The sequence below is a fragment of the Phyllobacterium sp. 628 genome (assembly GCF_014189505.1).
Classification (GTDB): Bacteria; Pseudomonadota; Alphaproteobacteria; order Rhizobiales; family Rhizobiaceae; genus Phyllobacterium.
Map to the genome: position 1 here is coordinate 2747489 of NZ_CP050301.1, position 26211 is coordinate 2773699.

At 54.7% G+C, this 26211-nt stretch carries 27 protein-coding genes; 6 read left to right on the forward strand and 21 right to left on the reverse strand.

What is annotated here, in order from left to right; translation table 11 throughout:
* Positions 1–38: 38 nt before the first annotated feature.
* The gene (cysE, locus tag HB779_RS15150) at positions 39–863 is read right to left on the reverse strand and encodes a serine O-acetyltransferase (RefSeq protein WP_188343144.1); all 825 of its coding nucleotides are present in this window, start codon (positions 861–863) and stop codon (positions 39–41) included.
* Between the two features lie 113 nt (positions 864–976).
* On the opposite strand from cysE, the gene HB779_RS15155 reads away from it, so the two are divergent.
* Entirely contained in the window at positions 977–1786 is an 810-nt protein-coding gene (locus HB779_RS15155) for an enoyl-CoA hydratase-related protein (protein ID WP_188343145.1), read from the forward strand.
* A 12-nt stretch (positions 1787–1798) separates the two neighbouring features.
* Here HB779_RS15155 and HB779_RS15160 read toward each other — a convergent pair whose 3' ends face one another.
* From HB779_RS15160 to HB779_RS15170, 3 genes are read right to left on the reverse strand one after another with little or no spacing between them, the layout of a single operon-like run.
* Positions 1799–2554: an alpha/beta fold hydrolase gene (locus HB779_RS15160; protein WP_188343146.1), complete on the reverse strand. Its 756-nt coding sequence runs from the start codon at positions 2552–2554 to the stop codon at positions 1799–1801.
* Between the two features lie 12 nt (positions 2555–2566).
* Complete coding sequence (locus HB779_RS15165) at positions 2567–3079, reverse strand: DUF192 domain-containing protein (RefSeq protein ID WP_244642377.1); 513 nt, start codon at positions 3077–3079, stop codon at positions 2567–2569.
* A 10-nt stretch (positions 3080–3089) separates the two neighbouring features.
* Entirely contained in the window at positions 3090–3671 is a 582-nt protein-coding gene (locus tag HB779_RS15170; RefSeq protein ID WP_188343147.1) for a cold-shock protein, read from the reverse strand.
* Between the two features lie 268 nt (positions 3672–3939).
* Here HB779_RS15170 and HB779_RS15175 point away from each other — a divergent pair, with 268 nt between their 5' ends.
* Positions 3940–4380 (forward strand): VOC family protein, encoded by a 441-nt coding sequence (locus HB779_RS15175; RefSeq protein ID WP_188345946.1) that lies wholly within the window; start codon positions 3940–3942, stop codon positions 4378–4380.
* A 3-nt stretch (positions 4381–4383) separates the two neighbouring features.
* Here the strand turns inward: HB779_RS15175 and HB779_RS15180 are convergent, their stop codons facing one another.
* On the reverse strand, positions 4384–5460 hold the full coding sequence (locus HB779_RS15180) for a M48 family metallopeptidase (RefSeq protein WP_188343148.1): 1077 nt from the start codon (positions 5458–5460) through the stop codon (positions 4384–4386).
* Complete coding sequence (locus HB779_RS15185) at positions 5450–6532, reverse strand: YjgN family protein (protein WP_188343149.1); 1083 nt, start codon at positions 6530–6532, stop codon at positions 5450–5452. Before HB779_RS15185 ends, HB779_RS15180 begins: the two co-directional genes overlap by 11 nt.
* A 179-nt stretch (positions 6533–6711) precedes the next feature.
* On the opposite strand from HB779_RS15185, the gene HB779_RS15190 reads away from it, so the two are divergent.
* Entirely contained in the window at positions 6712–8244 is a 1533-nt protein-coding gene (locus HB779_RS15190; protein ID WP_188343150.1) for an acyl-CoA carboxylase subunit beta, read from the forward strand.
* 29 nt (positions 8245–8273) lie between these two features.
* On the opposite strand, the gene HB779_RS25610 is transcribed toward HB779_RS15190, so the two are convergent.
* The 12 genes from HB779_RS25610 to HB779_RS15245 all read right to left on the reverse strand — a co-directional run bounded on the left by HB779_RS25610 (position 8274) and on the right by HB779_RS15245 (position 17977).
* Positions 8274–8408 carry a hypothetical protein gene (locus HB779_RS25610; protein WP_256440603.1) on the reverse strand — a complete coding sequence of 45 codons (135 nt, stop codon included), beginning with the start codon at positions 8406–8408 and terminating at the stop codon, positions 8274–8276.
* 503 nt (positions 8409–8911) lie between these two features.
* Positions 8912–9091, reverse strand: coding sequence for a hypothetical protein (locus HB779_RS15195; protein WP_188343151.1), 180 nt, complete (start codon positions 9089–9091; stop codon positions 8912–8914).
* 100 nt (positions 9092–9191) lie between these two features.
* Positions 9192–9557 (reverse strand): GFA family protein, encoded by a 366-nt coding sequence (locus HB779_RS15200; RefSeq protein WP_188343152.1) that lies wholly within the window; start codon positions 9555–9557, stop codon positions 9192–9194.
* An 81-nt stretch (positions 9558–9638) separates the two neighbouring features.
* Positions 9639–10379, reverse strand: coding sequence for a GNAT family N-acetyltransferase (locus HB779_RS15205; protein WP_244642378.1), 741 nt, complete (start codon positions 10377–10379; stop codon positions 9639–9641).
* Positions 10380–10797: 418 nt separating this feature from the next.
* A complete protein-coding gene (locus tag HB779_RS15210; RefSeq protein ID WP_188345948.1) occupies positions 10798–11976 on the reverse strand; it encodes an NAD(P)/FAD-dependent oxidoreductase in 1179 nt (392 codons plus the stop codon).
* On the reverse strand, positions 11976–12770 hold the full coding sequence (locus HB779_RS15215; protein ID WP_188343153.1) for a YdcF family protein: 795 nt from the start codon (positions 12768–12770) through the stop codon (positions 11976–11978). Before HB779_RS15215 ends, HB779_RS15210 begins: the two co-directional genes overlap by 1 nt.
* Before the next feature lie 7 nt (positions 12771–12777).
* A complete protein-coding gene (locus HB779_RS15220; RefSeq protein WP_188343154.1) occupies positions 12778–13257 on the reverse strand; it encodes a GNAT family N-acetyltransferase in 480 nt (159 codons plus the stop codon).
* A complete protein-coding gene (gene gatA, locus HB779_RS15225; RefSeq protein ID WP_188343155.1) occupies positions 13248–14729 on the reverse strand; it encodes an Asp-tRNA(Asn)/Glu-tRNA(Gln) amidotransferase subunit GatA in 1482 nt (493 codons plus the stop codon). The genes HB779_RS15220 and gatA overlap by 10 nt, the downstream gene beginning before the upstream one ends.
* A 12-nt stretch (positions 14730–14741) precedes the next feature.
* Positions 14742–15224 (reverse strand): GNAT family N-acetyltransferase, encoded by a 483-nt coding sequence (locus HB779_RS15230; RefSeq protein WP_188343156.1) that lies wholly within the window; start codon positions 15222–15224, stop codon positions 14742–14744.
* 8 nt (positions 15225–15232) lie between these two features.
* Positions 15233–15520, reverse strand: coding sequence for an Asp-tRNA(Asn)/Glu-tRNA(Gln) amidotransferase subunit GatC (gene gatC / locus HB779_RS15235; RefSeq protein WP_188343157.1), 288 nt, complete (start codon positions 15518–15520; stop codon positions 15233–15235).
* A gap of 87 nt (positions 15521–15607) precedes the next feature.
* Positions 15608–17200 (reverse strand): hypothetical protein, encoded by a 1593-nt coding sequence (locus HB779_RS15240; protein WP_188343158.1) that lies wholly within the window; start codon positions 17198–17200, stop codon positions 15608–15610.
* A gap of 72 nt (positions 17201–17272) precedes the next feature.
* Complete coding sequence (locus tag HB779_RS15245) at positions 17273–17977, reverse strand: metal-dependent hydrolase (protein ID WP_188343159.1); 705 nt, start codon at positions 17975–17977, stop codon at positions 17273–17275.
* A gap of 109 nt (positions 17978–18086) precedes the next feature.
* Between HB779_RS15245 and ruvX the strand changes: the two genes are divergently transcribed.
* Positions 18087–18587, forward strand: a complete 501-nt coding sequence (ruvX, locus tag HB779_RS15250; RefSeq protein WP_188343160.1) for a Holliday junction resolvase RuvX — start codon at positions 18087–18089, stop codon at positions 18585–18587.
* On the opposite strand, the gene HB779_RS15255 is transcribed toward ruvX, so the two are convergent.
* Positions 18551–18898: a DUF6105 family protein gene (locus tag HB779_RS15255; protein ID WP_188343161.1), complete on the reverse strand. Its 348-nt coding sequence runs from the start codon at positions 18896–18898 to the stop codon at positions 18551–18553. The genes ruvX and HB779_RS15255 overlap by 37 nt on opposite strands.
* A gap of 494 nt (positions 18899–19392) precedes the next feature.
* Positions 19393–20526 carry an anhydro-N-acetylmuramic acid kinase gene (locus HB779_RS15260; RefSeq protein WP_188343162.1) on the reverse strand — a complete coding sequence of 378 codons (1134 nt, stop codon included), beginning with the start codon at positions 20524–20526 and terminating at the stop codon, positions 19393–19395.
* Positions 20527–20638: 112 nt separating this feature from the next.
* On the opposite strand from HB779_RS15260, the gene tyrS reads away from it, so the two are divergent.
* Complete coding sequence (tyrS, locus tag HB779_RS15265; protein ID WP_188343163.1) at positions 20639–21892, forward strand: tyrosine--tRNA ligase; 1254 nt, start codon at positions 20639–20641, stop codon at positions 21890–21892.
* Between the two features lie 212 nt (positions 21893–22104).
* On the opposite strand, the gene HB779_RS15270 is transcribed toward tyrS, so the two are convergent.
* Positions 22105–25434, reverse strand: coding sequence for a DUF3971 domain-containing protein (locus tag HB779_RS15270; protein WP_188343164.1), 3330 nt, complete (start codon positions 25432–25434; stop codon positions 22105–22107).
* 207 nt (positions 25435–25641) lie between these two features.
* Between HB779_RS15270 and bcp the strand changes: the two genes are divergently transcribed.
* Positions 25642–26115 carry a thioredoxin-dependent thiol peroxidase gene (gene bcp / locus HB779_RS15275; protein ID WP_188343165.1) on the forward strand — a complete coding sequence of 158 codons (474 nt, stop codon included), beginning with the start codon at positions 25642–25644 and terminating at the stop codon, positions 26113–26115.
* Positions 26116–26211: the final 96 nt, after the last annotated feature.

Here is a 26211-nt window from a genome sequence, read left to right on the forward strand (position 1 = left end):
ACTTTGTCATTTCTGTCTGCTGAGGCCCTTGTTGCGCTTCAGTCGAAATTGGTGACGAGTTGGTCCATGGCACGGGACGGTTCCGCGCAGCCGGTTTCGCCAACCACCCGGGCGGGAACTCCGGCGACAGTGACGTTGTGCGGCACAGGTTTCAAAACCACGGAACCGGAGGCCACTTTTGAGCAATGGCCAATTTCAATATTGCCAAGAATATTGGCACCCGCACCGATGAGAACCCCATGGCGAATCTTTGGATGCCGGTCGCCGGTTTCCTTGCCGGTACCACCAAGCGTCACACCTTGAAGGATCGAAACATTGTCTTCGATGAGAGCGGTCATACCAACAACAATACCGGTCGCGTGATCAAAGAATACGCCCTGCCCCATTGGAACGGCCGGGTGAATATCCGTCTGGAAAACGGAGGAAGAGCGGCTCTGCAAATAGAGTGCGAAATCCTTGCGGCCCTCACTCCACAGCCAGTGTGCAAGCCGGTGCGTCTGGATCGCCTGGAAACCTTTGAAATAAAGGATCGGCTCGATGAACCGGGTGCAGGCTGGATCCCGGTCATAGACGGCCTGAATATCGACACGCAGGATTTGCGACCATGACGGGTTTGCATCCAGCATCGATGTAAATGTCTGACGCAACAGTTCCGACTCAACGTCCGGGTGATCAAGCCGTTGCGAAATGCGATGAATAACCGCCTGCTCAAGTGATTGGTGGTTGAGAATCGTCGTGTAAAGGAACGTTGCAAGAAGCGGTTCCTGACGGATCGTCTCTTCAGCTTCGGCACGAATGGAAAGCCAGATTGGATCCATCTGCTTAACCGATCCGGTTATTTTCATCGGGTTGCTTGCGGACATTTCCTAACTCCAGGCAATCAGCCAATATTCTTGCTCTATCCCCTAGCATACGGCAAAAATGATTTCTTGACACCTCAAATTCCCGCGCATCAATGGCAAGAAATATTGAAGGTATGATCGATTTGTCTGAATATCACCCAGCACTGCCAGAAGGACTGCATTTCACGCATTCGGGCTATACCGCTACCATTTTCTTTGACCGGCCTGCCAGAAAAAATGCAATCACGGCATCGATGTGGGCTGCATTGCCGCAACTGCTTGCATTTCTGGATCAAGAACCCGGTGTCCGCGTGGTGGTTTTTCAGGGGCAAGGCAGTGATTTTTCTGCCGGTGCCGATATCAGCGAGTTTGAAACTGTCCGAAAAGATGCTGACACCGCGCGAACCTATGAGGCGCAAAATGTCGAAGCGTTTGCAGCTGTTCGTACGTTCTCCAAGCCCACAATAGCGGCCATACAAGGTATCTGTTTTGGTGGCGCTTTCGGCATAGCGGCAGCCTGCGATCTTCGTCTGGCATCGGACAACGCCAGCTTCTGTGTGCCCGCAGCCAAATTGGGTCTTGCATATCCCCGTCAGGCCATGAGCGACATTGTTGAAGCAACCAGTCCGCAAATGGCGCGATATCTCACGTTCACTGGTGCTGTCATTGATGCCGAAGCAGCTTTCAAAGCCGGGTTTCTGCTCGAGATTACCCGCGGAGAATTGCTGGCCGAGCGCGTTTCTGCGATCTGTGAACAAATGAGCGGCAATGCGCCGCTCAGCATCATGGCTTCCAAACGCGCGATCCGCGCTGCAATAACGCTAGAATCCACCGATATCGACCAAGCGAACCGTCTGGGCGATCATACCTTTGAAAGTGCAGATTATGCCGAAGGCCGCGCTGCCTTCCGGGAAAAACGCAAGCCCAACTTCAACGGCACATAAAGCGTAAGGTCCTCAAAGCGGGTGCGCTTTGAGAAATTTAAGAACGGCTTCCTTGAAAACCTTGTCACCCACGGCAAGCATATGATCGCGGTTTGGAATATCGATTGCCTCGCCACGGGGCATCAATGCCGCCAGCCGCTGCGGGCTGCCGCCAATATCATCTTTGGTTCCGACTGCGACCAAGGCAGGCTGCGTGATACGCGCCATATTGGCTTCGCTGATTTCTTCCTTGGAAGTGATCACACAGGCGGCCAGTGCGATTTTATCGCTTTTGGTCTTGTCGGCAAACATGCGGAACATCTTGCCGCGCGGATGCGTCACGCTGTCCGCATCTTCAGCCAACAGTGCTTCGGCAATCGGATTCCAGTCGCCCGCCCCTTCAACCATACCTATGCCAAGGCCGCCAAATATCACATCATGCACACGCTTGGGGTGTTCCAAGGCGAGAAATGCGCTGATACGCGCACCCATCGAATAGCCCATGACGTGGGCTTGCGCGATCCCGAGATGATCGAGCAACGCAGCGGCATCGCCCGCCATGAGTGTCGGCGTGTAAAGCGAGCCGTCATGGGGTTTGTCAGACTGACCGTGACCACGGTTGTCAATCGCGATTGCCCGGTAGCCCGCTGCCGTCAATGCAGGAACCCAGCCGGGCTGTACCCAATTATAAAAATGCGATGAGGCAAAGCCGTGGATGAGCAGGATCGGTTCTCCCTCGCCTTCATCGATGTAAGCGAGCTTCAATCCGTCATTCTCAAAAAACTGCATAACGTCCGTGACCTATTTTTTTGCGCACTTGCCGCAAACTGCGGCGATTGCAGGATGGTGCACCTTGTCGCCAACCGCCAGACCCAACCGCCGGGCCGTACCCGCCTTGACTTCGATAACAAAGCGCGCCGCGCCGCCCGAAGAGATTGTCGCTCGGGAAAAGGGCACGGCGTTTGCGCGAATAGCGGATACGCGCCCATTATCATCCAGAAAAATCATATCGAGTGCCGATGGTGTATTCTCCATCCACATCGTGACCAAGCGGCTTTCCTCAAAGACAAACAACATCGCGCTGTTGTCTTTCAGATCGGTGCGAAACATGAGGCCCCGCTCCCGCTCTTCGTCGGTATCGGCCACTTCAACCTGAAAAGGCACGTCGCCTCTGGCAGTGTTGAGAACCAGTGGAGTTGCATCAATGGGGAGTTTCATCGGCTGTTGATCCGCCCCGTGCACCATCAGCGTCGAGGCTATAATGACAAAAAAACCGATCATGAGGGACCGGTATATTTTGATCAAGCTATTCATAAGAGCATCTTCAGTGTGACGCCGGCAATTGTGTGCCGATATCAGGGTGAACTTCAGACGCCATCAGACCCTTGTCGCCATTGCCAAAGCGGATCAGGACAACTTGTCCCGGGCGCAGTTCGGTCAAACCAAACCGGCGCAGGGTTTCCATATGAATGAAAATATCCTCGGTGCCTTCGCCGCGCGTCAGGAAACCGAAACCTTTGGTGCGGTTGAACCATTTAACCAGAACGCGCTCAAGGCCGCTTGATGGCGTGACGGTAACATGCGTGCGTACAGGTGGAAGTTCTGTCGGATGAACAGCCGTGGAATTGTCCATGGAGACAACACGGAAGCACTGCATGCCGCGTTCGCCCTGCTTGACTTCGCAAACGACACGCGAGCCTTCCAGCGCTGTCTGAAATCCGTCACGGCGCAGACATGTCACATGCAGAAGAATATCAGGCAAATCAGAGTTGTCAGGGACAACAAAGCCATATCCTTTGGCGACATCGAACCATTTAATCGCACCCGCAACCTCGATCAGATCAAGGCCGTCGGCTAATTGTTCGTCATCGGGGGAATGCTGGGCTGATACTGGTCTGTCTGACATGAAGCTAGCCCCTCCTCTCCTGAAAGCAACACTGATTCTCTTGTTTCAGAATAACACCTGTCCGATGGATGAGGGCAAGTATCATCTGACCGCTTTTGTTGAAAAACAGGTGCAAATCTCAAGATTGCTGGATCACCCCCCGGTCACAAGGTCGTTAATTTGTGGAGCCACCAAAATAGTGTTACCAAAAACATGTAGGCGATCCGCCTGAGCAATCGGATGATTGCCGTCACCTTTCAGCCACTGACGAACACATCAAAGGGATATGATGCGCTATCTTCACACAATGGTCCGCGTCCGCGACATCGATGAATCGCTGGATTTTTACTGCAATAAGTTCGGCCTCGAGGAAATTCGCCGTACCGAAAATGAAAAGGGCCGCTTCACCCTGATCTTTCTGGCTGCGCCTGAAGACAAAGGCCGTGCCATTGCCGAACGGGCCCCGGAACTGGAACTGACATTCAACTGGGATCCCGAAACCTATACAGGCGGACGCAATTTCGGCCATCTCGCTTATGTCGTCGATAATATCTATGAGACCTGTCAGAACCTGCAGGACAAGGGCGTGGTCATCAATCGCCCTCCTCGCGACGGCAATATGGCGTTTGTCCGCTCGCCCGACGGAATTTCCATTGAACTCATCCAAAAAGGCCCGGCGCTTGCACCGCAAGAGCCTTGGCTCTCAATGCCCAATACCGGCAGCTGGTAACATTCAGTTCGCCACGCCCGGCGGCGTTCTTGCCTTCAACTCCTGCGCATAGTCGAGCACCATTTTACGGCGCTCGGGTGTGCCAGGATGGGTCTCCAACATGCTCGTCGGGCTGTGATCGTTCAGCTTGTCTTCGACGAGAGCAAAAAACCGCGAAATTGCTTCCGGATTGTACCCCGCCTTCGCCATAAGTTCGACGCTGTGACGGTCGGCGGCATTTTCATAGGCGCGTGAATAGGACAGCGCCAGCAATCCGCCACCCTGCACCAGTATGTCATGCGTGCTGTCGCCAATGTCGCCGCCAATCAGCATGATCAATCCAGCCACGCCTGCAGCGCGGTAAAGCTGCCGCAGACTGTGATTGAGTTCGACATGGCCGATCTCATGGGCGAGCACACCGAGCAGCATTTCCGTATCGCCATCGGCCAGCTTAACCAATTCGTCAGTGATAACGACCGTACCATCCGGCAAAGCAAATGCATTGGGTCCAATCAAGCCGCCTTGGCGAAACAGCAGATCGAAATGAGATGCCCCCAGATCTGATTTGGCCGTTAACCGCGCAAATCCGTCACTCAATTTTGAACGCTCTTCTGCTGAAAGAGCTGTCGTGCTGAAAGTTGTTGTATCCAGCGTTTGCAAAGCGCCCTTGGACATGAGCTCCGGCACAACCGGAGGCGTTACCAGAACGGCGACTTCGACCAAGGCGGGCACAGCGAAGCGATAAATTGAAAAAGCGAAGATAAATGTAAGAAAAACAAAGAGTAGCAAGCGCGGATGAACACGCTCCGCCCTATGCACCCATCCCGCGCGGCTACCCCTATTCGAGGCAACCAACGCATCAATTGCATCATTATCCGCTGTCTCGAAACTGGTCTGGTCGGAAAAAGTCAATCGCCGAGGGATGGAACCAACACGATCACTGATCTCTATTCCCGCAAACGCGGACGCAGAAAGAACCGTTCCATCCTCGTCAATGGCCGACAACGTATCGTCAGCAAATTTGAGGCTGGCGGCCCTGCCGGCACTGGATCCTTCGCGATACCAGAGACCTGTAGCGAGCTTTGCCGTATCAGAAGCCAAAGTCTATACCTTCGATGTCCATAAACTCCGATCCAACGGCCGAGCCCGAATCCTTGATGTTCGAGAAGATTTCGCCGACATCGCCATCAAAGACAACAGCAGTATAGTCCGCATGAAAACGCGCCAATCTTACGGCTGCCCATGGGCGCAGAAGACCCAGGGTTAGAACAGTCACAACCAAATTTGAGATCACGACCCAGGCATAGCTCCAGCGCGGCATGTCGGAATAAAGATAGTGCCGCTCATCGAATGTGGTGGCACTGAAGCCAACATTTCTGACGCCAGCTGTGTAGAGCAGCCCCAAAACGGCGTAGATCAGCAGAATGGGCACAAACAGAACGTACAGAACCAGAATGAACGCAATTTCGCCATTCGAAGCTTGTTCCCGCAGTGACGCCAGCCCGGCAGATGCACCTGCAATCAGGATGCCGAAAAGAAGCAGTCCCACAACAGTAAGCACCGCAGGCAAAACCCAGACGCGGTAGAGAGAGCCAATCGTCGGGTCCGGCGAAAACACTTTACCGCCATAACGCAGATTTCCAAGCGTATAGCGCAAAGTCCAGCGGCTGGCGAAGGGTGCCAGGATACCCAGCGATACACCGGCTACGATACTGCTCAGGAAAAAAGCCCTCACCGCCCCCCAGTAGCCACCGACAAAGTCGAAACGAATGTTGCGGTAGCTGGTGACGCGTGCGCTGAAACGCAAGCCGCGTGCAATCAGCCAAGGCATGGCAGCAAGAAAGACCAGCGCCAGCACCAGACCAACAAGCGGGACAAAATGGAGCAGAGTATTATAGACGATAAGGTAACCGATCACGAGAAGTCGGCCGATCAATATTTGTAAAGGCCGGGCATGATAATCAAACCGGCCGTCAGCCAGAGCAGTATTTCCGTAGAAATAGCGGTTACGCCGCACCTTGGCCCACGCAGAATAAATGCCGAGTGTAACAATCGTCAGAAGTACATTGACAATCCAGATGCCGAAATACTCTTTTGCCGTACCGGAAAAGACGAAACGATGCCCGACCTGTTCAGCCGGACGGCCAAATGCAGCGTGTGGTGAACCTTCCATGTTTCCCCCGAAACAGATTTGTCAAACGTGAACCCAGTTAACCTGCTTAGCTCGACTTTGACCAATTTAGCAATAATCCCAATGAAATATCGTTCAAGCCAGCACTTGATATCGCTGACAAACGGCTTTCACCCGCCTCTTTGTCCTGATATCAGGAATGACAAAATGAGGAGGATGCCATGAAGGATGTGCTGATCGAGCTCGAGCGCCGCAGAACCGTTGCGCGCGAAGGCGGTGGCAAGACGCGGATCGAAGCCCAGCACAAACGCGGCAAACTGACGGCGCGCGAGCGTATCGATATTTTCCTCGATGAAGGCTCGTTTGAAGAGTTCGACATGTTCGTTGAGCATCGATCGACTGACTTTGGCATGGAAGAGACAAAATTTGCCGGCGACGGTGTCGTGACCGGTTGGGGAACGATCAACGGTCGTACGGTTTTTGTGTTTGCCAAGGATTTCACCGTGTTCGGCGGTTCATTGTCGGAAGCACACGCGGAAAAAGTCCAGAAAATTCAGGATATGGCGCTGCGCAACCGCGCGCCGGTCATTGGCCTGTACGATGCCGGCGGCGCGCGTATCCAGGAAGGCGTGGCGGCGCTCGGCGGCTATGCCGAGATTTTCCAGCGCAACGTGCTTGCCTCCGGCGTCATTCCACAGATATCCGTGATCATGGGACCATGCGCGGGCGGCGACGTCTACTCCCCTGCCATGACGGACTTCATCTTCATGGTGCGCGATACATCCTACATGTTCGTAACCGGGCCGGATGTCGTAAAAACCGTGACAAATGAGACGGTTACGGCGGAGCAGCTGGGCGGCGCATCGATCCACACGACCAAATCGTCAATTGCGGACGGTGCCTACGACAATGATGTGGCCGCGCTTTTGCAGATGCGGCGGCTGATCGACTTCCTGCCCGCATCGAATACCGCCGAAATCCCTGAAGTGGAATGTTATCAGAGCACCGACGAGCCAGACTATTCACTGGACAGATTGGTTCCGGACAATGCCAACAAGCCCTATGACATCAAGGAATTAATCAAAAAGACGGTCGATGAAGGCGATTTCTTCGAAATTCAGGAGAGTTTTGCCAAAAACATCGTTGTTGGTTTTGGCCGGGTCGAAGGCCGGACCGTCGGTATTGTTGGCAATCAGCCGATGGTTCTGGCTGGCGTTCTGGACAGCGATGCCTCGCGCAAAGCCGCACGGTTTGTCCGGTTTTGCGATTGCTTCAATATCCCGATTGTCACTTTCGTGGATGTACCGGGCTTTCTGCCAGGTACTGCGCAGGAATATGGCGGGCTGATCAAGCATGGTGCCAAATTATTGTTCGCCTATGCGGAAGCAACTGTTCCCAAGATCACAATAATTACGCGCAAAGCCTATGGCGGCGCCTACGATGTCATGGCATCGAAACATCTGCGCGGCGATATCAATTATGCTTGGCCATCGGCCCAGATTGCGGTGATGGGCGCCAAGGGCGCAGTCGAGATCATCTATCGCAAAGATATAGGCGATGCGGAAAAAATCGCAGCCCATACAAAGCGTTACGAAGATCGCTTCCTGTCGCCATTCGTGGCGGCGGAGCGTGGTTATATCGATGAAGTGATTATTCCCCATTCCACGCGCAAGCGGGTCTCAAGGGCACTGCGCATGTTGCGCAACAAGGATCTGGAAAATCCGTGGAAGAAACACGACAATATCCCGCTTTGAGGCGGGATATTCATAACAATTACAAAGAATTAACGGCGGAAACTGAAGCCGCCATTCGACTCGCGAAGAATCTGCGAAATGGTGCGCTTGTCACGGGGCTCGGCCATTTTGACGGCCTTGGCGATGACGGCAGCCGACTTTACAGCAACCTTCGGTAGTTTCATGACACGTACTTCAGACGGCGACGTTTCTTTGTTTGTTGTTAGCATTTGTTCACACCTCTAGTTAAACTACTCTCAAAAAGAGAATAATCCTGGTTCAGCATGCGTCTGTATTTCGGATGCATTGTGACATTAAGAAAATTCAACCGATTTAACAAATCACTATTTGTATCCGATTTTGACTCTCGTTTGAATAAAACTAATAAATCGCAAAAAAGTTCCCTACCCGTAAATATCACAGGAGTGTTTCACTTTGAAACAATAGTAACGCGTTAATATTCCCTGCGCAATCATACCTTTGGCGAGTGATAACCAACCCCGAAAGCCCTCGCCCTGAACGGGCAAGGCAGCCTTTTGCACGCGTGAATGATTATGCCGCGCACATAAGAACTGCTGCGCTTTTGGATTTGGCTTGCCAACACAGCTCAAGAAAAACAGTCGCGCTCCTGCGGCCACTTCGGCTGCAGAAAAATAAGGTCACGAAAACAAGAATGCAGAGAAGCTCTTCAGTTCGACGTGATGCCGACCTTGGCTTGAATGTCGTCGATGGTTTCTTTGACAAAGAACGTCAGACCAGCGGTGATCGTGACGATATGGGTTCCGGTCCCGTACGGATTGAACGAGACGACATGCGCGAAATTGACTGTGATATGGTCGCCATTAACGTCGGTCAGTTTGATCCACATGGCCTTACCTCCCTGTTTGACTGGAACAACGCGTTTCCCAAACACGCTGTTCCCGTCAGGGAAGCAGGATTCCCTCAATCAAGCAATTCGATTAACGGCATTACCAGAGATTCTTGCCGTCAATGATTTCCACGGGAACGGCGGCCAGATCAAAATCATCGAAAAGCCGCGTATTCACCGAGATACGCGGATGTTCCAGATCAGGCTTGTAATCTGCCCAGCTGGGAACTTGCGAATACGTCCCACATCCGCAAACGTTGCAATGATGGTGCTTGTTGAAGCCGTTGCGAGCATACACCGCATCGGCAGAGGCATCGACGGACAGCTTCACCTGATCCGGCGTGTAGTATGCCCACAAAGCACCCCGTTTTGAGCAGAACGAACATGTGCACGCTGTCACTGTCGCCGGTGCTTCACTGACTTCGAACTTGATTGCGCCGCAATGGCAGCTTGCCAGAATACCCATTATTATCCCCTCCAAATGTATCACTGCGGTTGTCTATAGCTGACACCTCCTGACAGCTTGTTGTCAGGAGCGTTTTCCAGTTCAGGGCTTTATCCGATAATGATAACTGTGAAGTTCGCGGCCAAAACCCAGTGAAGCATAAAGTGCACGCGCGGGAAGATTGTCAGTGATCACCTGCAAACACGCAGCCTCTGCGCCCTCGATCTTTGCCCATTCCAGCAAGGCGCCAACCGCACGCTGTCCATATCCGCGTTTGCGAAAATCCGGATCTGTCGCCACGGATTCCAGCACAAGAAGACCATTGCTGATTACACCATAGGCTTTGGCGACCATTCGGCCATCAATCGTAACTGACGCAAAGGCTTTCGGCGCAACAATTGACCCGATCATTTCGACAAAGATCGCCTGATCTTCGTCAGACCATGCGGCAATGCGCTGGCCTTCCTTCGCCCAGAATGGCGTCATGTCTCGGGACAAATCCCCGGCCGGCTCCTTGGCATCAAAAAGGCTCAAGTCACACAGCAGAACCGTGCTGCCCCCCTCAAAGTGGTAGTCGCGCTCCACGAGCAATTCTTCCATTTCATTGGCAATGGTGGGTACGCGGAAAACAATGCGGCTGCCGAGTGACCGGTAAAGCTTTTCGGCAGCATCGATTGTTGCCGCAGGTTCCGCGCGCGGGCCACGCAAGGGATTGACCGAATTCGTACGGCGGGTTGGACCGCCGGAAAAGCGCATCAGCCAGCCGCCATGGAGAATTTGCCGTGGCGAGGGCCAGCCATTAAAACAGGCCTCCTCCACCCGCCAGTTCAGATCATCACTCACGTTTACGCTCCAAGGGAGGGATTTTCAAAAATTAGACTAGATGGTTGTTGGATTTTGCCAAGTTACTTTTCGATGACATCAGCATTCTGCCTGGTTTGTTCTTCAACAAAATGAGGAAACTTGCCATGACGGAGAAGCATTGGCTGCAAGGTGGGAGTTTTCGCACAAAACAACAATGCAGGCTTATCTCTCCCCTTGCGGGAGAGAAAGCGATTTCAGCATCTTAGCCTCTTGGCTAAGTGCTAGAAATTGCCAGAGAGGGGATGTGTTGAGCTTTGACCGGAGCGATCCCCTCTCTTGGATTTTCTACGGATTTAGCGAAGAGGCTAAATCCAAGAAAATCCTTTCTCCCCCGCTAGGGGGAGATGACAGAGGTGCCTTCTGTTTGCCCGCAAACCGGTAAACCTTGGAACGATATCTAAACCGCCTGCCCGGCCACCCAGCCGGATGACCATGCCCATTGGAAATTGTAGCCGCCGAGCCAGCCGGTGACATCGACCACCTCACCGATGAAATAGAGCCCCTTGGCAGACTTGGCCTCCATTGTCTTTTGATCGAGGCCATCGGTATCAACGCCACCGAGTGTCACTTCGGCCGTCCGGTAGCCTTCGGAGCCTGCCGGTTTGACCTGCCATTCATTGATGGCCTTTTCTACGGTCAACAATTGCTTGTCGGACATATCGGCAAGATGGCCCTGCAATTTGCTGTTTTCGGCAATCAGCTGCGCCAGCCGCTTCGGCAGGAGTTCAGACAAGGCTGTCTGCAATGCCTGCTTACCATTGCGCGAGCGGGCGGCGCGCAGCGCGTCAAGAACCTTGGCTCCCGGCAGCATGGCAACATTGATTGTGTCGCCTTCGCGCCAATAGGACGAAATCTGCAGAATGGATGGTCCACTGAGACCCCGATGGGTGAACAGCATGGCTTCGGCAAACTTGGTCTTGCCATGACTGACCACCGCATCAACGGCAATGCCTGACAAAGGCTTGAGCGGCGCGAGCGTGTTTTCGTCGAAGGTCAAAGGCACCAGCGCCGGGCGGATATCGGTCAGCGCAAGCCCGAACTGTTTCGCAATGTCATAGCCGAAACCGGTTGCACCCATTTTGGGAATGGATTTGCCGCCGCAAGCCACAACCAAGGATGTGCAACGCACGCGTTCACCCGCGAGCAACACCACATAGCCATCGCCGTCGCGCTCAATGGAACCGACCTCGGTGCGCAGACGCAATTCAACGCCTGCCTGCTTCGTCTCGGTGACAAGAAGATCAATGATCTGTTTGGCCGATCCATCGCAAAAGAGCTGGCCCAGCGTCTTTTCGTGCCAGGCGATACCATAACGGTCGACGAGCGCGATGAAATGGCGCTGCGTATAGCGACGCAGGGCCGAGATGCAAAAATGCGGGTTGTTGCTGATGTAGTTCTGGGGAGCCGCGTTGAGATTGGTGAAATTGCAGCGTCCGCCGCCGGAGATGCGAATTTTGTCGCCCGGCGCTGCGGCATGATCAACGATCAGCACCGATCGGCCGCGCTTGCCCGCTTCCACGGCGCACATCATACCCGCAGCACCGGCGCCGATGATGAGAACGTCAACCTGTTTCATCATGGCGAAGGCAACAGTTCATCGGTGCGGCCGGTGGCCCAATAGGCAAAGAGCCCGACCCATTCTTTAATGACGATGGTGAGGTTCTGCAGGGAATCCAGCGGATTATCCTGTGCCGGTCCGGCATATTCGATGCCGGAGGTGCGATAATCCGCTGGCCACGGCACGATGTTGAACCCGGCCTTGCGGAACAGACCCACCGAACGCGGCATATGAAAGGCCGAAGTGACCAGAAGCCATGTTTCGCCGGGTTTGATATCGAGAAGCTTTTTGGTGAATTGCGCGTTCTCATAGGTATCGCGCGATTCATTTTCGAGGATGAGCCGGTCAGCTGAAATGCCAAGAGCCGTCAGCAGACGGGGAGCCGTGGCACCATCGCCCTCGCCTTCGAGCACCAGCGTGCCGCCGCCACCGGTGACCACAACCTTGGCTTCGGGATAGCTGCGTGCCAGCACTGCTGCCTCGACAAAGCGGTCACCGCTGGCGTTAAGCTCATAGCCGCCGCGCACCAGATTGACGCCGCCCTCAAAGCCGCCGCCAAGCACGATAATGCCATCAACATGCGAGGGTGCTGGTGATGGCCGTTGAAAACGGTCCTCCAGCGGATGCAGCAGCAGTGCGCCGAGAGAACTCCAGGCGGCAAGACCGAGGATGAGAAAGGCGCAGGCAGACGCCGTCATGGCAATGCGCTTCCATGACAACCAGACTGCGAAGAACGCGACGGCCATCAACAGAATGGAAAAATTCAACGGTTGAGCAAAAAACCAGAAAACCTTGGAAATAAAGAAAAACATTGCCGTCCTATATAAGTTTGACCTGCATTTTGACCTTTTCAATCTCGCGCTCGAGACTTTCGGACCATTGCAGGCTTCGATGCACAATTTCAAAGCCGCCCCGCTCATATAAGCGGATAGCACCGACATTGCGGGCATGAGCCTCCAGCCGGGCGTTGGGGTAACCAGCTTCAGCAATGGCGGATTTCAGGGCTGCAAGGATAGCTGAGCCGACGCCCTGCCCCTGCGCATAGGGCTCAACCCAAAGGTCCGAGATATAATCGTCATCCTTGTCGCGTGCGCCCCAGCCAACAACGCTGCCATCCTCTTCGGCAACAAGCACGCTGCCGTAGAAATCTTCAGCAAAGGTCAGGAAGGCACGTTCGACATGCACACGCATGCCGGGCAATTCCGGCTCGAACGAGAAAATGTTCGAAGCCCAGGCACGTGAGCCGACCGCAGCGATGGCTGCGATGTCGGCTTGCGTGGCTGGCCTGACTACCACCATTTCGGGGCGTTGAACTTGCCTGCGGCCTGTTCGATGACATAGGCGGTCTGGAACAGGGTTTCCTCATCGAACGGACGGCCAATCAGCTGCAAGCCAAGCGGCAGACCGCGGCTGTCCAACCCTGCCGGAACAGCAATGCCGGGCAGGCCCGCCATGTTGACGGTAACGGTGAAAATGTCGTTCAGGTACATTTTGACGGGATCGGCCGCCATGTCCTGATCGGCAATACCAAACGCTGCCGATGGCGTGGCCGGGGTCAGGATTGCATCGACGCCGGCATGGAAGACGTCCTCAAAATCCTTCTTGATCAGCGTGCGCACTTTCTGCGCCTGCAGATAGTAAGCATCGTAATAACCGGCTGACAGCACATAAGTGCCGATCATGATGCGGCGCTTGACCTCATCGCCGAACCCGCTCGCGCGGGTCTTTTCGTACATGTCGATAATATCCTTGCCCGGAACGCGCAGGCCATAACGCACGCCGTCATAGCGGGCGAGATTGGACGATGCCTCGGCAGGCGCGACGATGTAATAGGCCGGCAGCGCATATTTGGTGTGCGGCAGGGAAATATCGACGATGGATGCGCCGGCATCCTTCAGCCAGGCAATGCCCTGCTGCCAGAGCTTTTCGATCTCTTCCGGCATGCCGTCGACACGGTATTCCTTCGGGATACCGATCTTGAGGCCGGTCAGCGGCTTGCCGATGATGGATTCGTAATCCGGCACGGCGATATCGACCGAGGTCGTATCCTTGGAATCGACCGAAGCCATGGACTTCAAAAGAATTGCCGCATCGCGCACGTCGCGGGCAATCGGTCCGGCCTGATCGAGCGACGAGGCGAACGCGACAATGCCCCAGCGCGAGCAGCGGCCATAGGTTGGCTTGATGCCGACTGTGCCGGTGAAGGCAGCGGGCTGGCGGATAGAGCCGCCCGTATCGGTTGCTGTGGCACCGGCGCACAGATGCGCGGCAACAGCAGCGGCTGAACCACCGGATGAGCCGCCCGGAACCAGATCGGCATTGGAGCCGCTGGCGCGCCACGGGTTTTTCACCGGGCCGTAATAGGAGCTTTCGTTGGACGAGCCCATGGCGAACTCATCCATGTTGAGCTTGCCGAGCATGACAGCGCCATCGGCCCACAGATTCGAGGTGACCGTCGATTCATATTTGGGCTTGAAGCCGTCAAGGATGTGCGAGCAGGCCTGCGTGTGAACACCTTCGGTGCCGAACAGGTCTTTAATTCCAAGCGGAATACCTTCCAGTGCGCCTGCCTTGCCGTCGGCCAGACGTGCATCCGAAGCCTTGGCCATCTCCAGCGCCTTGTCCGGCGTGGTGACGATATAGGCATTCAGCGCCTCATTCGCGGTCTCGATCGCCTTCAGGTATGCGCCGGTCAGCTCCGTGGCGGTGAACGCCTTGGCTTTCAGCTGGTCGCGCGCCTCGGCAATGGTGAGAGCGGTCAGATCGGTCATATCAAGTCCTGTTTATTGGGCTGGCGCGAAGGCAAGCCGCTTTTCGTAAAATGCACTATGTTCTGAATCCGGGTAATCAAGCAGCACGCCGCAACGATTGAAGCCGGAGCGCTCATACAGCCGCCACGCCGCATCAAATCCCGGTCCTACACCGGTTTCGAGCACGAGGCGCGTGATACCCTTTTCTGCAGCCAGCTTCGTAACGGCATCAAGCAGAAGCGAGCCGACACGTTTGCCGCGCAGCGATGGCAGGGTAAACATGCGTTTGACCTCGCCAACGCCGTCTTCATGTTCCTTCAAGGCGCCGCAGCCGACTGCCTGACCATGTTCGTCACGTGCGATGAACACCGTCGTGTCGTCACCGGCCATCTCTTCCACGCTCATCTTGAACTGGAACTCGACGGGCGACAGCGGCAGCAGGTGCTCGTTCAGCGCATCGACCAGCGCACGAACATCATCCTGCAACGGGGTTTCGATGGCGACGGTGATGGTCATCGCCTGAATTACTCCACCACTTTCGGAACGACGAAGAAATTATCTTCGGTAACCGGCGAATTGGCGACAATATCCGCTGCCTTGTTGCCATCGGTCACCAGGTCCGTGCGCTTTTTCATGGCCATCGGCGTGACCGATGTCATTGGCTCAACACCATCGACATTCACTTCGTTCAATTGCTCGACAAAGCCAAGAATGGTGTTGAGTTCGCCGGTCATGCGCGCCGCATCGTCCTCACTCACGGCAATACGGGCAAGACGCGCAACGCGTTTGACGGTGGAAATATCGACAGACATTGGGATTCCCGAATTCAAATTTTGATCATGCAGCTATAGTGTCCGTTGCGCCTGAGCGCAACGGACAAGACAGCGCGGAAGAGGCGTTTACTGCGGTTTGGCAGCGCCTGCACCGGCATCCGCATCCGGATCTTCGTCCTCGCCTTCCGGCGTGGCGGTATCGGTTGCATCGTCAGTGCCCGGTTCAACCACAGGATCGGGGCCCTTGACCGCATTGCCGTTCACTGCAACCGAGCCATCAGCCTTCTGGTCAACAACCCAGCGGATGCGCCCGCCATCGATTTCCGTACCGAAATCCTTGGCCAGCTTGACGAAAACGACGTAATTCTTGATCTCTTCGTCGCTCTCCGCCGCCTTGTTCAAGCGTTCGACAACCTTGTCAAACCCGGCCATTTCCCACGTGGTGTGGCTTTCCGGCTTCAAACCGGGAAAGGTCATTTCGCCTTCGACCGTAAGTTCAGCGTCGGCGGTGCGCACGAGGCTCTTGGAAATGACGAGCTTGGGCGGTGCCATCAAGAACTGGGCGGCAGTCTTGGTTTCAAATTCTTCGGAAAGAACCTTCTCACGATTGAGATCCATATCCTCGATCGCACCCTTGACCACCGTATCGAGATCAACACCTGCGGTCCCGACGGCCAGTTCGACATCGGTCGGCAGGAACGGAACACTCCATTCCGGGATCGGCAGCGCCGGATATTTCAGGCCATTGCTGCGAATGGCATAGTGATAAGCGCCATTCTTGCTGATGCCATCGAACTGCATATCCTGTGAAATGTTCTGCGCGGCAAAGTTGCCCAATGGCGTTTCAACCGCGAAATCCTTGAAATGATACTCACCCTTGAGCTTGTCCCACAGCGGCAGAACCGCCGAGAGTTTCTTTTTCAGCTCCTCCTGAGCAGGCTTTTTCAGCTTCTTCTCTTCCGAATGAGCAATGAAGAACGCCCACAGGTCCATAAACTCGGTATTGCGGAAACCTTTGCCCTCGGCCGTCGTCCCAAGTTCGCCGCTGCGCAAGGCGATTTTGATCGGTTCGCCTGCAGGCGCTGCAGTTTCACCTTCCACCGCAGGTTCGGTCAGGTTCGGGAGTTTTGTCAGAATCGTTTCACTGAAGTTCGCCAGCGACTGCGTCATGTTGATATCGACACCACCACTGGTGGCAGCCGATGCAATCATCTCGCCTTTTGCCGCCGTTGCATTGGCATCTATATCCTGCTCCGGCGATTTAACCGTCATCTTGAAGGCGTCGTAAGCGAAACTTGACTTGGAAAACGTACCGATCTTCGGATCGAACAGCCCGGTCCAGCTGCCGCCATCCACGGACCACTGGAAGCTTTCAGGTCCCTTCGGAGCATTAACCTCAAACGAGCCTGCTGGCATGGCTGCCGATGTCACGTTCCACGTGCCGTCAGCCAGCGGTTTGGTCAAAATGCTGTAGTCGCCAAAATTGCCCTTGAAGTAATCCTGCTTGGGCATTGATTTGAGGAAAGCATCAGTGCTGAAGGTGATGCGATAAGCATCGGTTTCCGGCGCAACTTTGAGAATACCGTTCTTGAGCGCCGCCTTGCCAAAATATTTCGACAAAGTATTGGCGAGCTCGTCAGCGCCTTTGGTATCGACCGTTTGTGCGAAAACCGGCGTGGATAACGCCATAACGCAGGAAATCAGGAATAGTTTACGCACAATACCTCCAATACTTCAGTCTATCGTCGTGGTGACGACTACGTGTGTGTCAACGGCTTTAGCAATCCCAACTCAAACCGTAAACTGGTCATTTGTCCCGGCGATAAAGACCTTTGTCGTGCTGCCATCCATACCAGCGACAAACTTGTCTGGAGTCTGGTCGATAATCGGGAACGAGCCGTAGTGGCAGGGAATCGCCTTGGCGAATTTAAAATAGCGCTGGGTCGCCAGCGCGGCCACTGCCCCGCCCATGGTAAAACGGTCACCGATCGGGATGATACCGATCTCCGGCTGATGCAGTTCGTTGATCAGCGCCATGTCGGAAAAAATGTCCGTATCGCCCATGTGATAAACCGTTGGCTCGTCATCAAAATGCAGCACGATACCGTTTGCCGAGCCCAGCGAATGGGAAATGCCGTCTTCGGTCATGAATGCCGAGGAATGCAGGGCGTTGACATAGGTAACAGTAAAACCGTTATGCGATACGGTTCCTCCGGTATTTGTCGGATCAACCCGCGCAACACCGCGATTGTTGAGCCATGTAACCAGATCGGCATTGCCGATAACCACCGCGCCCGTATCCTTGGCGATGGCAGCCGTGTCACCCACATGGTCGCCATGGCCATGGGTCAGGACGATATGCGTTACGCCCTTTGCCGCTTCCTTGAAATCCACGCCACGCGCGCCGGGATTGCCGTTGAGAAATGGATCAATCAAAATCGTGCTTTTGGCGGTTTCAATACGAAACGCCGAATGGCCCAGCCAGGTAATTTTCATGACGCTTTCCCTTCATTCATGCTCGCCACAACCATCTATTGCAGCTATGTGACAGTCGTTGCAGATTAGAGCGGCCTTTTACAGGCCAATTAAGGTGGATAACAAGCAATTGACTGTTCTGACAATCGACCAGCTGGAAGAACATGTAGCCGATGGACAGACCGTCGCAGGGCTTGATCTTGGAACAAAAACCATCGGCATTGCCATTTCCGACCGTGGATTCTCTTTCGCCAATCCACGCACTGTTCTCAGGCGCAGCAAATTTACCCATGACGCGCAGGATCTTTTGAAGGCTCTGAAAACCGACAACGTCGGCGCAATTGTCATTGGGCTGCCCATCAACATGGACGGCAGCGAAGGTCCGCGCGTACAGGCAACCCGCGCCTTTGTACGTAACATGGAAAAGCTGACGGACCTGCCCTTCATCTATTGGGATGAACGCCTGTCAACGGTTGCGGCGGAACGCGTGCTGATCGGTATGGACGTATCACGGCAAAAAAGGGCCGAGCGGATTGATTCCGCTGCGGCCGCTTTCATCCTGCAAGGGGCATTGGACCGGTTGCAAAGCCTGCGTCAGGAAACCGACGCGGACGGCAACTCCTTCGAATAGGCGGTCGCGGCGTTTGCGGCAGCAGCAACACGGTTTGCTCGCCAGACCTTGACCCACGCGATGATCTTTTTACGGCGGCGGAAGGCGATCAAGGCGAACACCAGGCCGGTATCAACGATGCATGCCCGCGCCACCAGCGGCGGAATGCTCTCGGGTGCGATTCCAAGGATATTTCCGTAAATATTGAAGACCAGATCGTGCATTTCGCGGCTGAAGAAATACATGCCGCCACTCAGGTCGTAATACGACAAAAAGTACCATCCCCACAAAAAGCTCAACGGGCCCGCCCAGAATATCAGGAAGCTGCGCATTCATTTCTCCTAGCGGGGAAGAGCAAAGTGGACTGTGTAACCCCGTGAAATCACGAGGTATTTTCGAATCACATTGATATCTGCTAAGAGTTTATGCGCAACGTAAACCGTTAGTTAAGGTTAATTTCAAAAAATTTTATTAAAATTGAAGGTATTAGCGAGGGTGATTTTTGGGCATCTGAGGTGGTGGATTGCCGAGGGCCTTACATTTTTGACGGATGGGGTTTGAAAGGTGGTTAAAATTCGTCAAAAAAGTCGCGGAGCTGAAATTGGATTACAGCTAAGGGGTGCTCTTTGAAAAGATTAGCATCAACAATCTGCGTGGTTCGACAGGCTCACCATGAGGGAAAATAAAGCACTGCACGGTTAATCGGCAGCTTTTGAGCTCATGCGCAGTTGCAGAACTAGCTCCCTGCAATCCTCACTCTCCCTCATGGTGAGCTCCAGAGCTTGTCGAAGGGCGAACCACGCACAGTGCTCCTGCTAACCTCCAATTAAATACCCTTACCCACCACGACACCACCGGTAACCGCCACATCGCATCCCGTCGTAGTCGGATATGTCAGCGGCAGCCCATCCAGTGCCCGTACAGCGAGATAGGCCCAGGCTTCGGCCTCCATCGAATCGCCATTCAATCCCAGCTCTTCTGCTGCAATAACTGCGGCATCTGCCTTGCCCGCACCCTCGGCAAGATCGGCCATGATGGTCGCGTTCTTGCGCCCGCCGCCACAGATCACCCACAGCGACGGCTTATCGGGCGCATAGGCGCTGGCTTTAAGGATCGCGTCGGCGGTTACCTTGGCCAGCGTACGTGCGCCGTCTGCCAGTTCCGGATTGCCAAGGTCCTCAAGCGTGAAATCATTGCGGTCGAGCGATTTCGGCGGCTGCAGGTCAAAGAACGGCTTTGCCAAGTACCGGGCAACAGTACTGACAATCACCTGGCCTTCGCTGGCAATCGTTCCACCCGCGTCATAGGCGATTCCTGCTCTATCCGAGACCCATTGATCAATCAGCGTGTTGCCCGGCCCCGTATCGAAGGCAATCGGATCGGTTTGCCCTGAAATAATAGTAACATTGGAGATACCGCCAATATTGACGAACACCACCGGTTTGCCTTTGCCAAGTTCCATCGGAACGCGTGTAGCAAGTGCCTGATGATAGGCGGGAACCAGTGGTGCGCCTTGCCCGCCATGCACCATATCATTGGCACGCATGTCATAGACAACGGGAATGCCGGTCAGTTCCGCCAGCAGCTTGCCGTCACCGAGTTGCACAGTCAGGTGTTCTTGCGGCCGGTGCAGCACTGTCTGGCCATGAAACCCAATAATATCAATGCTATCCGGGCTTATTTTATAGTCCGATAGAAAGCCGAGCACGGCGGCACCATGCCTCCGGCTCAACTCCTGTTCGATCGCAGCGAGATTGCCGGGCCGTTCGCTCCGGACGCGAATGGCCTTGGCATCCTCAAGTCCGGCCTCGATCTGGCGGCGGAAAGCAGTCTCATAGGCGACAAACCCGGATGGTCCACGCTGAACCTTGTTCACGCCATCGGTTTCGATGAGAGCAATGTCTATACCATCCATCGATGTTCCGCTCATCAGGCCAATTGCCCGTCTCGTCACTGCCACGCCACAGCCTTTCTTGTGATTCGGTCCCGAATGATGTTAAACGGCCACGTCTTGTTCGGCACGTTCTTCGTGCCCGTCCATCCCAATCAGGTAAAAGTCTCAGGAAAACCCCATGTCTGCCTTCAAATCCGACTTTCTGCACACGCTTTCCACGCGCGGCTTCATCCATCAGGTCTCTGACGAGTCAGGTCTGGATGCGCTTTTCGCCAAGGAGATTGTGACGGCATATGTCGGCTATGATGCGACGGCCACAAGTTTGCATATCGGCAATCTGATTTCCGTGACCATGCTGTATTGGCTGCAGGAAACCGGGCACCGTCCGATCGTGTTGATGGGCGGCGGCACATCGATGGTCGGAGATCCCTCTTTCCGCGATGAACAGCGCAAATTGCTGACGCCCGAAGCCATTGCCACCAATATCGAAGGTATCAAGCGCATTTTCGCCCGCATCCTGCGTTTTGGCGAAGGTCCGACCGATGCTTTTATCGTCAACAATGCCGATTGGCTGATGGGGCTTGGCTATGTGGACTTCCTGCGTGATGTCGGACGGCACTTCTCGGTCAACCGCATGCTGTCCTTCGACAGCGTGAAGCTGCGGCTTGACCGCGAGCAGTCTTTGTCGTTCCTCGAATTCAACTACATGATCATGCAAGGCTATGATTTTGTCGAACTCAGCCGCCGTCACGGCTGCGTGCTGCAGATGGGTGGCTCGGACCAGTGGGGCAACATCATCAATGGTGTCGATCTCGGCCACCGCATGGGCACACAGCAGCTCTATGCTCTGACCACACCATTGCTGACCACCAGCTCGGGCGCAAAAATGGGCAAATCCGCCACCGGCGCGGTCTGGCTGAATGAAGACGTCTTCAGCCCCTACGATTTTTGGCAGTACTGGCGCAATACGGAAGATGCCGACGTTGGCCGCTTCCTGAAAATTTTCACGCGCCTGCCACTCGATGAAATCGCCCGGCTGGAAGCGCTTGGCGGGTCAGAGATCAATGAGGCCAAGAAGGTTCTGGCAACGGAAGCCACCGCCATCGTGCACGGCCGCGAGGCTGCCTTGCAGTCTGCTGAAACCGCCCGCACAACCTTCGAGGAAGGCGCTTTGGCAGCCAACCTGCCCTCCATCGATATTCCTGCCGGCGAACTCGATGGCGGCGTCGGCATTCTGACGCTTCTCGTCAAGGCTGGCCTTGCCGCATCCAACGGCGAAGCCCGCCGCCATGTTCAGGGTGGCGCGGTGCGTATCAACGATGCCAGCATTTCCGATGAAAAGGCTCAAATTGGCACGGGAGAAGTGACGGCCGACGGTGTGATCAAGCTGTCACTGGGCAAGAAGAAGCACATTCTGGTTCGCCCGGTTTAATTTAGGACGCCCAACCCCGGTTTTCTCTCCCCTTGCGGGAGAGAACGGATTTTCTTGGATTTAGCCTCTTTGCTAAATCTTTAGAAAATCCAAGTGAGGGGGTAGCTTGCGATTTGCAAATCCCCTCTCTTGCGATTTCTAGCACTTAGCCAAGAGGCTAAGATGCTGAAATCGCTTTCTCCCCCACAAGGGGGGAGATAAAAGTTGCACTCTCACTGAAATTCGAAAATCGACCGGAAAATACCGGGTGCAATCACCGATATCGGGTTCACGATGATCTGCGGCTGCTTGATCGGTCCCTGCAGTTTGTAGGTAATGCCAATCACGCCGCGATCCCGGCCATTGCCGAGCAAAAGCCCCAACACCGGCAGATCACTGAAAATGCTGTTGATACCATAGGCAGGCATGAACGTGCCGGTAAGCGCCATATTGCCCTGGGGATCGCTGAGCACACCTTGAAAGGTGGTACCGATGGTCGAGCCACGCACGACACCATTGGCGAGATTGATGTAATTCTTGCCCTTTTCAATCTGCGAGAAGCCGCGATCGAAGGTCACCACCGAAACATCGATGTTCTTTTTGACCGCATCATTCAAACTGGTTCCATTGGACGACGATGAAACGAGGCTGGCCAGCCTTGGTTCATTGACCAGGGTGAACTCGCGCGCATCGATCTGGCCGCGCAGCGGACCATCACCCTTGGAATCCAGCGTCACAGCAATGCTGCCACCCTGCATTTTGTCGTAGAAACCGGTAAAGCGCAGCACGGCACCGGCATCTTTTGATTGGAGACTGACCGACCGTGCACCGCTTTCTGAACTGTCCGTTGCAATCACCTTCTGCCCGGTCTTTGTCACGGCATTGAAGGCCAGCCCGGACACATTGGAGCCAACGCCCTCATAGGACAAGGATACATTGCCAAAGCTCTCGGAATAAAAGCCCTGCACCTGATCGATATCGGCATTGAGCAGAATACGTTTCTTGTCGCCAGTGTCCCCACCACCCTGCTTCTTGTCGGTAATCTGGTTGAGCAATGGCCGGGCATCGAACGATTTGCCTTTCACGTCAGCCCTGTAGCCGTACCCGGTGCGGGTTACCTTGACGGCGATATCATCACTGCGATTGAGGCTCACCTGACTGAAATCAGCCGTTACAAGATCGCCTTTGGCCACGGATATGTCACCGCGCAAACGGAACGTATCGCCTGATACGTCAAGATTACGGATATTGAGGTTGTCATTGTCCTGCTGCAATCCGAACTTGGCACTTGCCTTCACACCGGCTCCCTTGGTCCAGCCCAGCTGTGCCAGTTTAACTTCGGCTTTTGTCAAGTCCGCCGTGGCAATCTGCGATCCGTCTGCGGCCTTGTCGATATCAACGGTAATAGGTCCTGAAATATAAGGGTTGAGGCTTGGAAACAGGATGTTGCGCGTCTTGTCATCCAGCGCCAGCTTCACGGACTGGCTGCGCTTGGCCGTATTGCTGCCCAGCGGCTCAAACATGGTTATATCTGCCGGAACGCCGTTCAGCAGCGCCTTGACGTCGATATTCGCCTCGGTGTCATTAACGTTAAGGGTGCCGTTGGCATTGGTGATCGTCTGGCCGTCGATCTTCTTGGCGAGATCCACATTCGCCAGATCAAGCGATGCCGACCATTGCAGGCTGCCTTCCGGCGCGTGCCGGGTGACCGGAAAAGTCACAAGAACATGGGTCTTCACATCGCCGCTAATGTCTTCCGGCACAAATGGCACGCCTTTCACCGCGTTGATCGGCTTGAAACCGGCAATCTCGGCAATGGCTGATGCATCACCTGCAATATTAAGATCAAGCTCCGAAAGCACCGGACGCTGCGGTCCCCACGGAATAATCAGCGTGCCGTCAACAATCTTTGCTTCGCGATTACCCGGCGTGAATGCCGAGCCCTTCTGCAGTTTGACGGTTGTATAGGCGCCGCGCACATTGATCGTACCATCCGCATCACGGATCGGCGGCAGATCACCGACAATATCAAAACGTGTACCCTGAATGGCAAAATCGACCTGCACTTCATCAGCAGTCAAAGGTGCAGGCTTGTCGGGTCCATCAAACCGGCCAGCCGGGAAGATCACGTCGATCCGGCTGTCTTTCACATCGCCGCCGAAAAGATTGTCGAGAACCCAGCGGCGTGCACCGGTCGCCACCCAGATCGGCCACAGCTGTTTGACATGGGCGGCAGGCATTTTGGGAACGCGCAATGCCAGTGTTATTGCCGGGGAGCCCTTGCCGAAGACCAGACCGGCCTGCCCGTAAAGCTCGCTTTCACCATTGCCGCGCACGGAAATCTCGGAAACGTCCAGCTTGTTCTGTGCCGGTTCAAACCGTCCGGCAAGCCGAGCGTTGAACAGCAATGGCGGCTCGGTTGAATCCTGCGGTGCCGAACTGGCTTCCCGGGTTATCAGTTCAAAGCGATATCCGGGATTTTCCGGCGTCGAACCATCCGTGGGCAACGGTTCGGGGCCGATTGCACCCTCGACCACGCCCTTGATGCCGCCCAAATGAATGGCCGACGGCGTCAGTTCAATTTTCTCGCTGCCGAACACATGTTCAAAATTGATCTGGGTGCCCACGCCCATATTCTCGACATTGCCGATACTGATGGGACCTTCGCCAATATTGACCGAACCCCAGACCCGCATCGGTACCGTCGCTGCACCAGCGGTGCCGCCAAGGTTGATTTCACCCAGATTGTTGTAAGCGAAATAGGATGTGTCTGGCTTGATCCCATCGGCATCGGGAACGGGTGCATTCCCGTGCGTTCCGATAAGTGGAATTTTGCTGATCGCCATCGAGAACGAATCGATCTTCGCGCCGATAGCGGAGCGTTTCACCTGTGCCGAGACATCGACCACCTTGCCCTGCCACTCAATCGAGCCTTTGATGGCGACAGGACCACCGGTCTCCACCAGATCGAGATTGACAATCCGCAGGCTTTGCGGCTGACCGGCAATGGTAAAGGCAAAGGTCGTATCGGCGATGGAGATATTGCGGGTTTCGCGTTGATCCAGCAGCGAAACCGCGCTTTCAAGACTGGTGAAGAGCAGTTGCGATACACCGTCAAGATTGACGAGACCGCGATCATCCTTGGGAACGAGCGCCATGAAATCGAATGGCTGCTGGCTCGCAACCTTGATCTGCGCGCCTTCAAGCTCAAGGTTCTGCACCTGCACATTGCCCTGCAGCAGCGGCAGGGTTGCCAGCCCGATGCGCACAGAACGCACATTGGTGATATCGATGCCGCGTTTGGCATCGGAAATATTGACGTTGCGCGCCTCAAGGGCGACATGTTTGCGCTGATCGAGGGAAATCTGTACCGACTGGATTGTTGCCTGCGTATCGGGTCCCAGAACCGACTTCAGCGCCGTCTGGGCGCGGTCGGTCAGAGCCGCGCCGCCAATGCCGACGCGCAGCACCACAAATGCCACACCGGCCAGCACCACAATGAGAAGAAGAAAGGAAGCAAGCGCACCACAAACAAACTTAAATCGCGATCGCCGGGCAGGCATAGGCACAGGCGCCTCGCCTTGCTCCACCGCAGACGGGTAGTGATGAAATTTGAGGAAGTCCCGCTTTGAGAAGCGGACTCTTTTCGGTTTCTCTGTCAAATTCCCAAGCCAATTGAGGAATCATATGGGAAACCGTAGACGATTCCCTTGCCTCTCTATAGTTGCTCACATGAGGCGCGCATTCAATGATGAAAGAAAGGCATTCCTATGACATCCCTTGAAATCGGCAATTCCGCACCCGAGTTTATGCTGCCCCGCGATGGCGGCGGTATGCTCTCCTTGGCGGAGTTGCGCGGCAAACCTGTGGTGCTGTATTTCTACCCGAAGGACGATACGAGCGGTTGCACACAGGAGGCCATCGAGTTTTCCGGTCTCAAGCCTGAATTCGAAAAGCTTGGTGCAAGGGTCATTGGTATGTCTCCCGACCCCACCAAGAAGCATGACAAGTTCAAGACCAAATATGACCTGAAGGTTGATCTCGTTGCCGACGAAGAAAAGACCATTCTGGAAGCTTACGGTGTGTGGGCCGAAAAGAGCATGTATGGCCGCAAATATATGGGTGTGGAGCGCACGACATTCCTCATCGATTCGAATGGCAAGATCGCCAGGATCTGGAACAAGGTGAAGGTTCCCAACCACGCTGCGGAAGTTCTCGAGGCCACCAGGGCGCTCAAGGCATAAACACGCCGCTTTCCGCTTGAATTCATGGAGGATTATGCTCTTGGTCAGGATTTATTAACCCTAACAGAGTGTAATGCCTCCATGAATTGAAGCTGC

What these genes read in the sequence shown, in the direction of transcription:
- HB779_RS15230 (WP_188343156.1), bottom strand. Translation starts at nt 15,224, where the DNA reads ATGACCATCACCGTCGCCATCGAAACCCCGTTGCAGGATGATGTTCGT.
- gatA (WP_188343155.1), bottom strand. Translation starts at nt 14,729, where the DNA reads ATGACCGATCTGACCGCTCTCACCATTGCCGAGGCGCGCGACCAGCTG.
- HB779_RS15210 (WP_188345948.1), bottom strand. Translation starts at nt 11,976, where the DNA reads ATGAAACAGGTTGACGTTCTCATCATCGGCGCCGGTGCTGCGGGTATG.
- HB779_RS15175 (WP_188345946.1), top strand. Translation starts at nt 3,940, where the DNA reads ATGCGCTATCTTCACACAATGGTCCGCGTCCGCGACATCGATGAATCG.
- HB779_RS15200 (WP_188343152.1), bottom strand. Translation starts at nt 9,557, where the DNA reads ATGGGTATTCTGGCAAGCTGCCATTGCGGCGCAATCAAGTTCGAAGTC.
- HB779_RS15160 (WP_188343146.1), bottom strand. Translation starts at nt 2,554, where the DNA reads ATGCAGTTTTTTGAGAATGACGGATTGAAGCTCGCTTACATCGATGAA.
- HB779_RS15165 (WP_244642377.1), bottom strand. Translation starts at nt 3,079, where the DNA reads ATGAATAGCTTGATCAAAATATACCGGTCCCTCATGATCGGTTTTTTT.
- HB779_RS15245 (WP_188343159.1), bottom strand. Translation starts at nt 17,977, where the DNA reads ATGAAAATTACCTGGCTGGGCCATTCGGCGTTTCGTATTGAAACCGCC.
- tyrS (WP_188343163.1), top strand. Translation starts at nt 20,639, where the DNA reads ATGTCTGCCTTCAAATCCGACTTTCTGCACACGCTTTCCACGCGCGGC.
- HB779_RS15195 (WP_188343151.1), bottom strand. Translation starts at nt 9,091, where the DNA reads ATGTGGATCAAACTGACCGACGTTAATGGCGACCATATCACAGTCAAT.
- HB779_RS25610 (WP_256440603.1), bottom strand. Translation starts at nt 8,408, where the DNA reads ATGAAACTACCGAAGGTTGCTGTAAAGTCGGCTGCCGTCATCGCCAAG.
- gatC (WP_188343157.1), bottom strand. Translation starts at nt 15,520, where the DNA reads ATGTCTGTCGATATTTCCACCGTCAAACGCGTTGCGCGTCTTGCCCGT.
- cysE (WP_188343144.1), bottom strand. Translation starts at nt 863, where the DNA reads ATGTCCGCAAGCAACCCGATGAAAATAACCGGATCGGTTAAGCAGATG.
- HB779_RS15255 (WP_188343161.1), bottom strand. Translation starts at nt 18,898, where the DNA reads ATGCGCAGCTTCCTGATATTCTGGGCGGGCCCGTTGAGCTTTTTGTGG.
- HB779_RS15270 (WP_188343164.1), bottom strand. Translation starts at nt 25,434, where the DNA reads ATGCCTGCCCGGCGATCGCGATTTAAGTTTGTTTGTGGTGCGCTTGCT.
- HB779_RS15215 (WP_188343153.1), bottom strand. Translation starts at nt 12,770, where the DNA reads ATGTTTTTCTTTATTTCCAAGGTTTTCTGGTTTTTTGCTCAACCGTTG.
- bcp (WP_188343165.1), top strand. Translation starts at nt 25,642, where the DNA reads ATGACATCCCTTGAAATCGGCAATTCCGCACCCGAGTTTATGCTGCCC.
- HB779_RS15190 (WP_188343150.1), top strand. Translation starts at nt 6,712, where the DNA reads ATGAAGGATGTGCTGATCGAGCTCGAGCGCCGCAGAACCGTTGCGCGC.
- HB779_RS15170 (WP_188343147.1), bottom strand. Translation starts at nt 3,671, where the DNA reads ATGTCAGACAGACCAGTATCAGCCCAGCATTCCCCCGATGACGAACAA.
- HB779_RS15185 (WP_188343149.1), bottom strand. Translation starts at nt 6,532, where the DNA reads ATGGAAGGTTCACCACACGCTGCATTTGGCCGTCCGGCTGAACAGGTC.
- HB779_RS15220 (WP_188343154.1), bottom strand. Translation starts at nt 13,257, where the DNA reads ATGGTGGTAGTCAGGCCAGCCACGCAAGCCGACATCGCAGCCATCGCT.
- HB779_RS15155 (WP_188343145.1), top strand. Translation starts at nt 977, where the DNA reads ATGATCGATTTGTCTGAATATCACCCAGCACTGCCAGAAGGACTGCAT.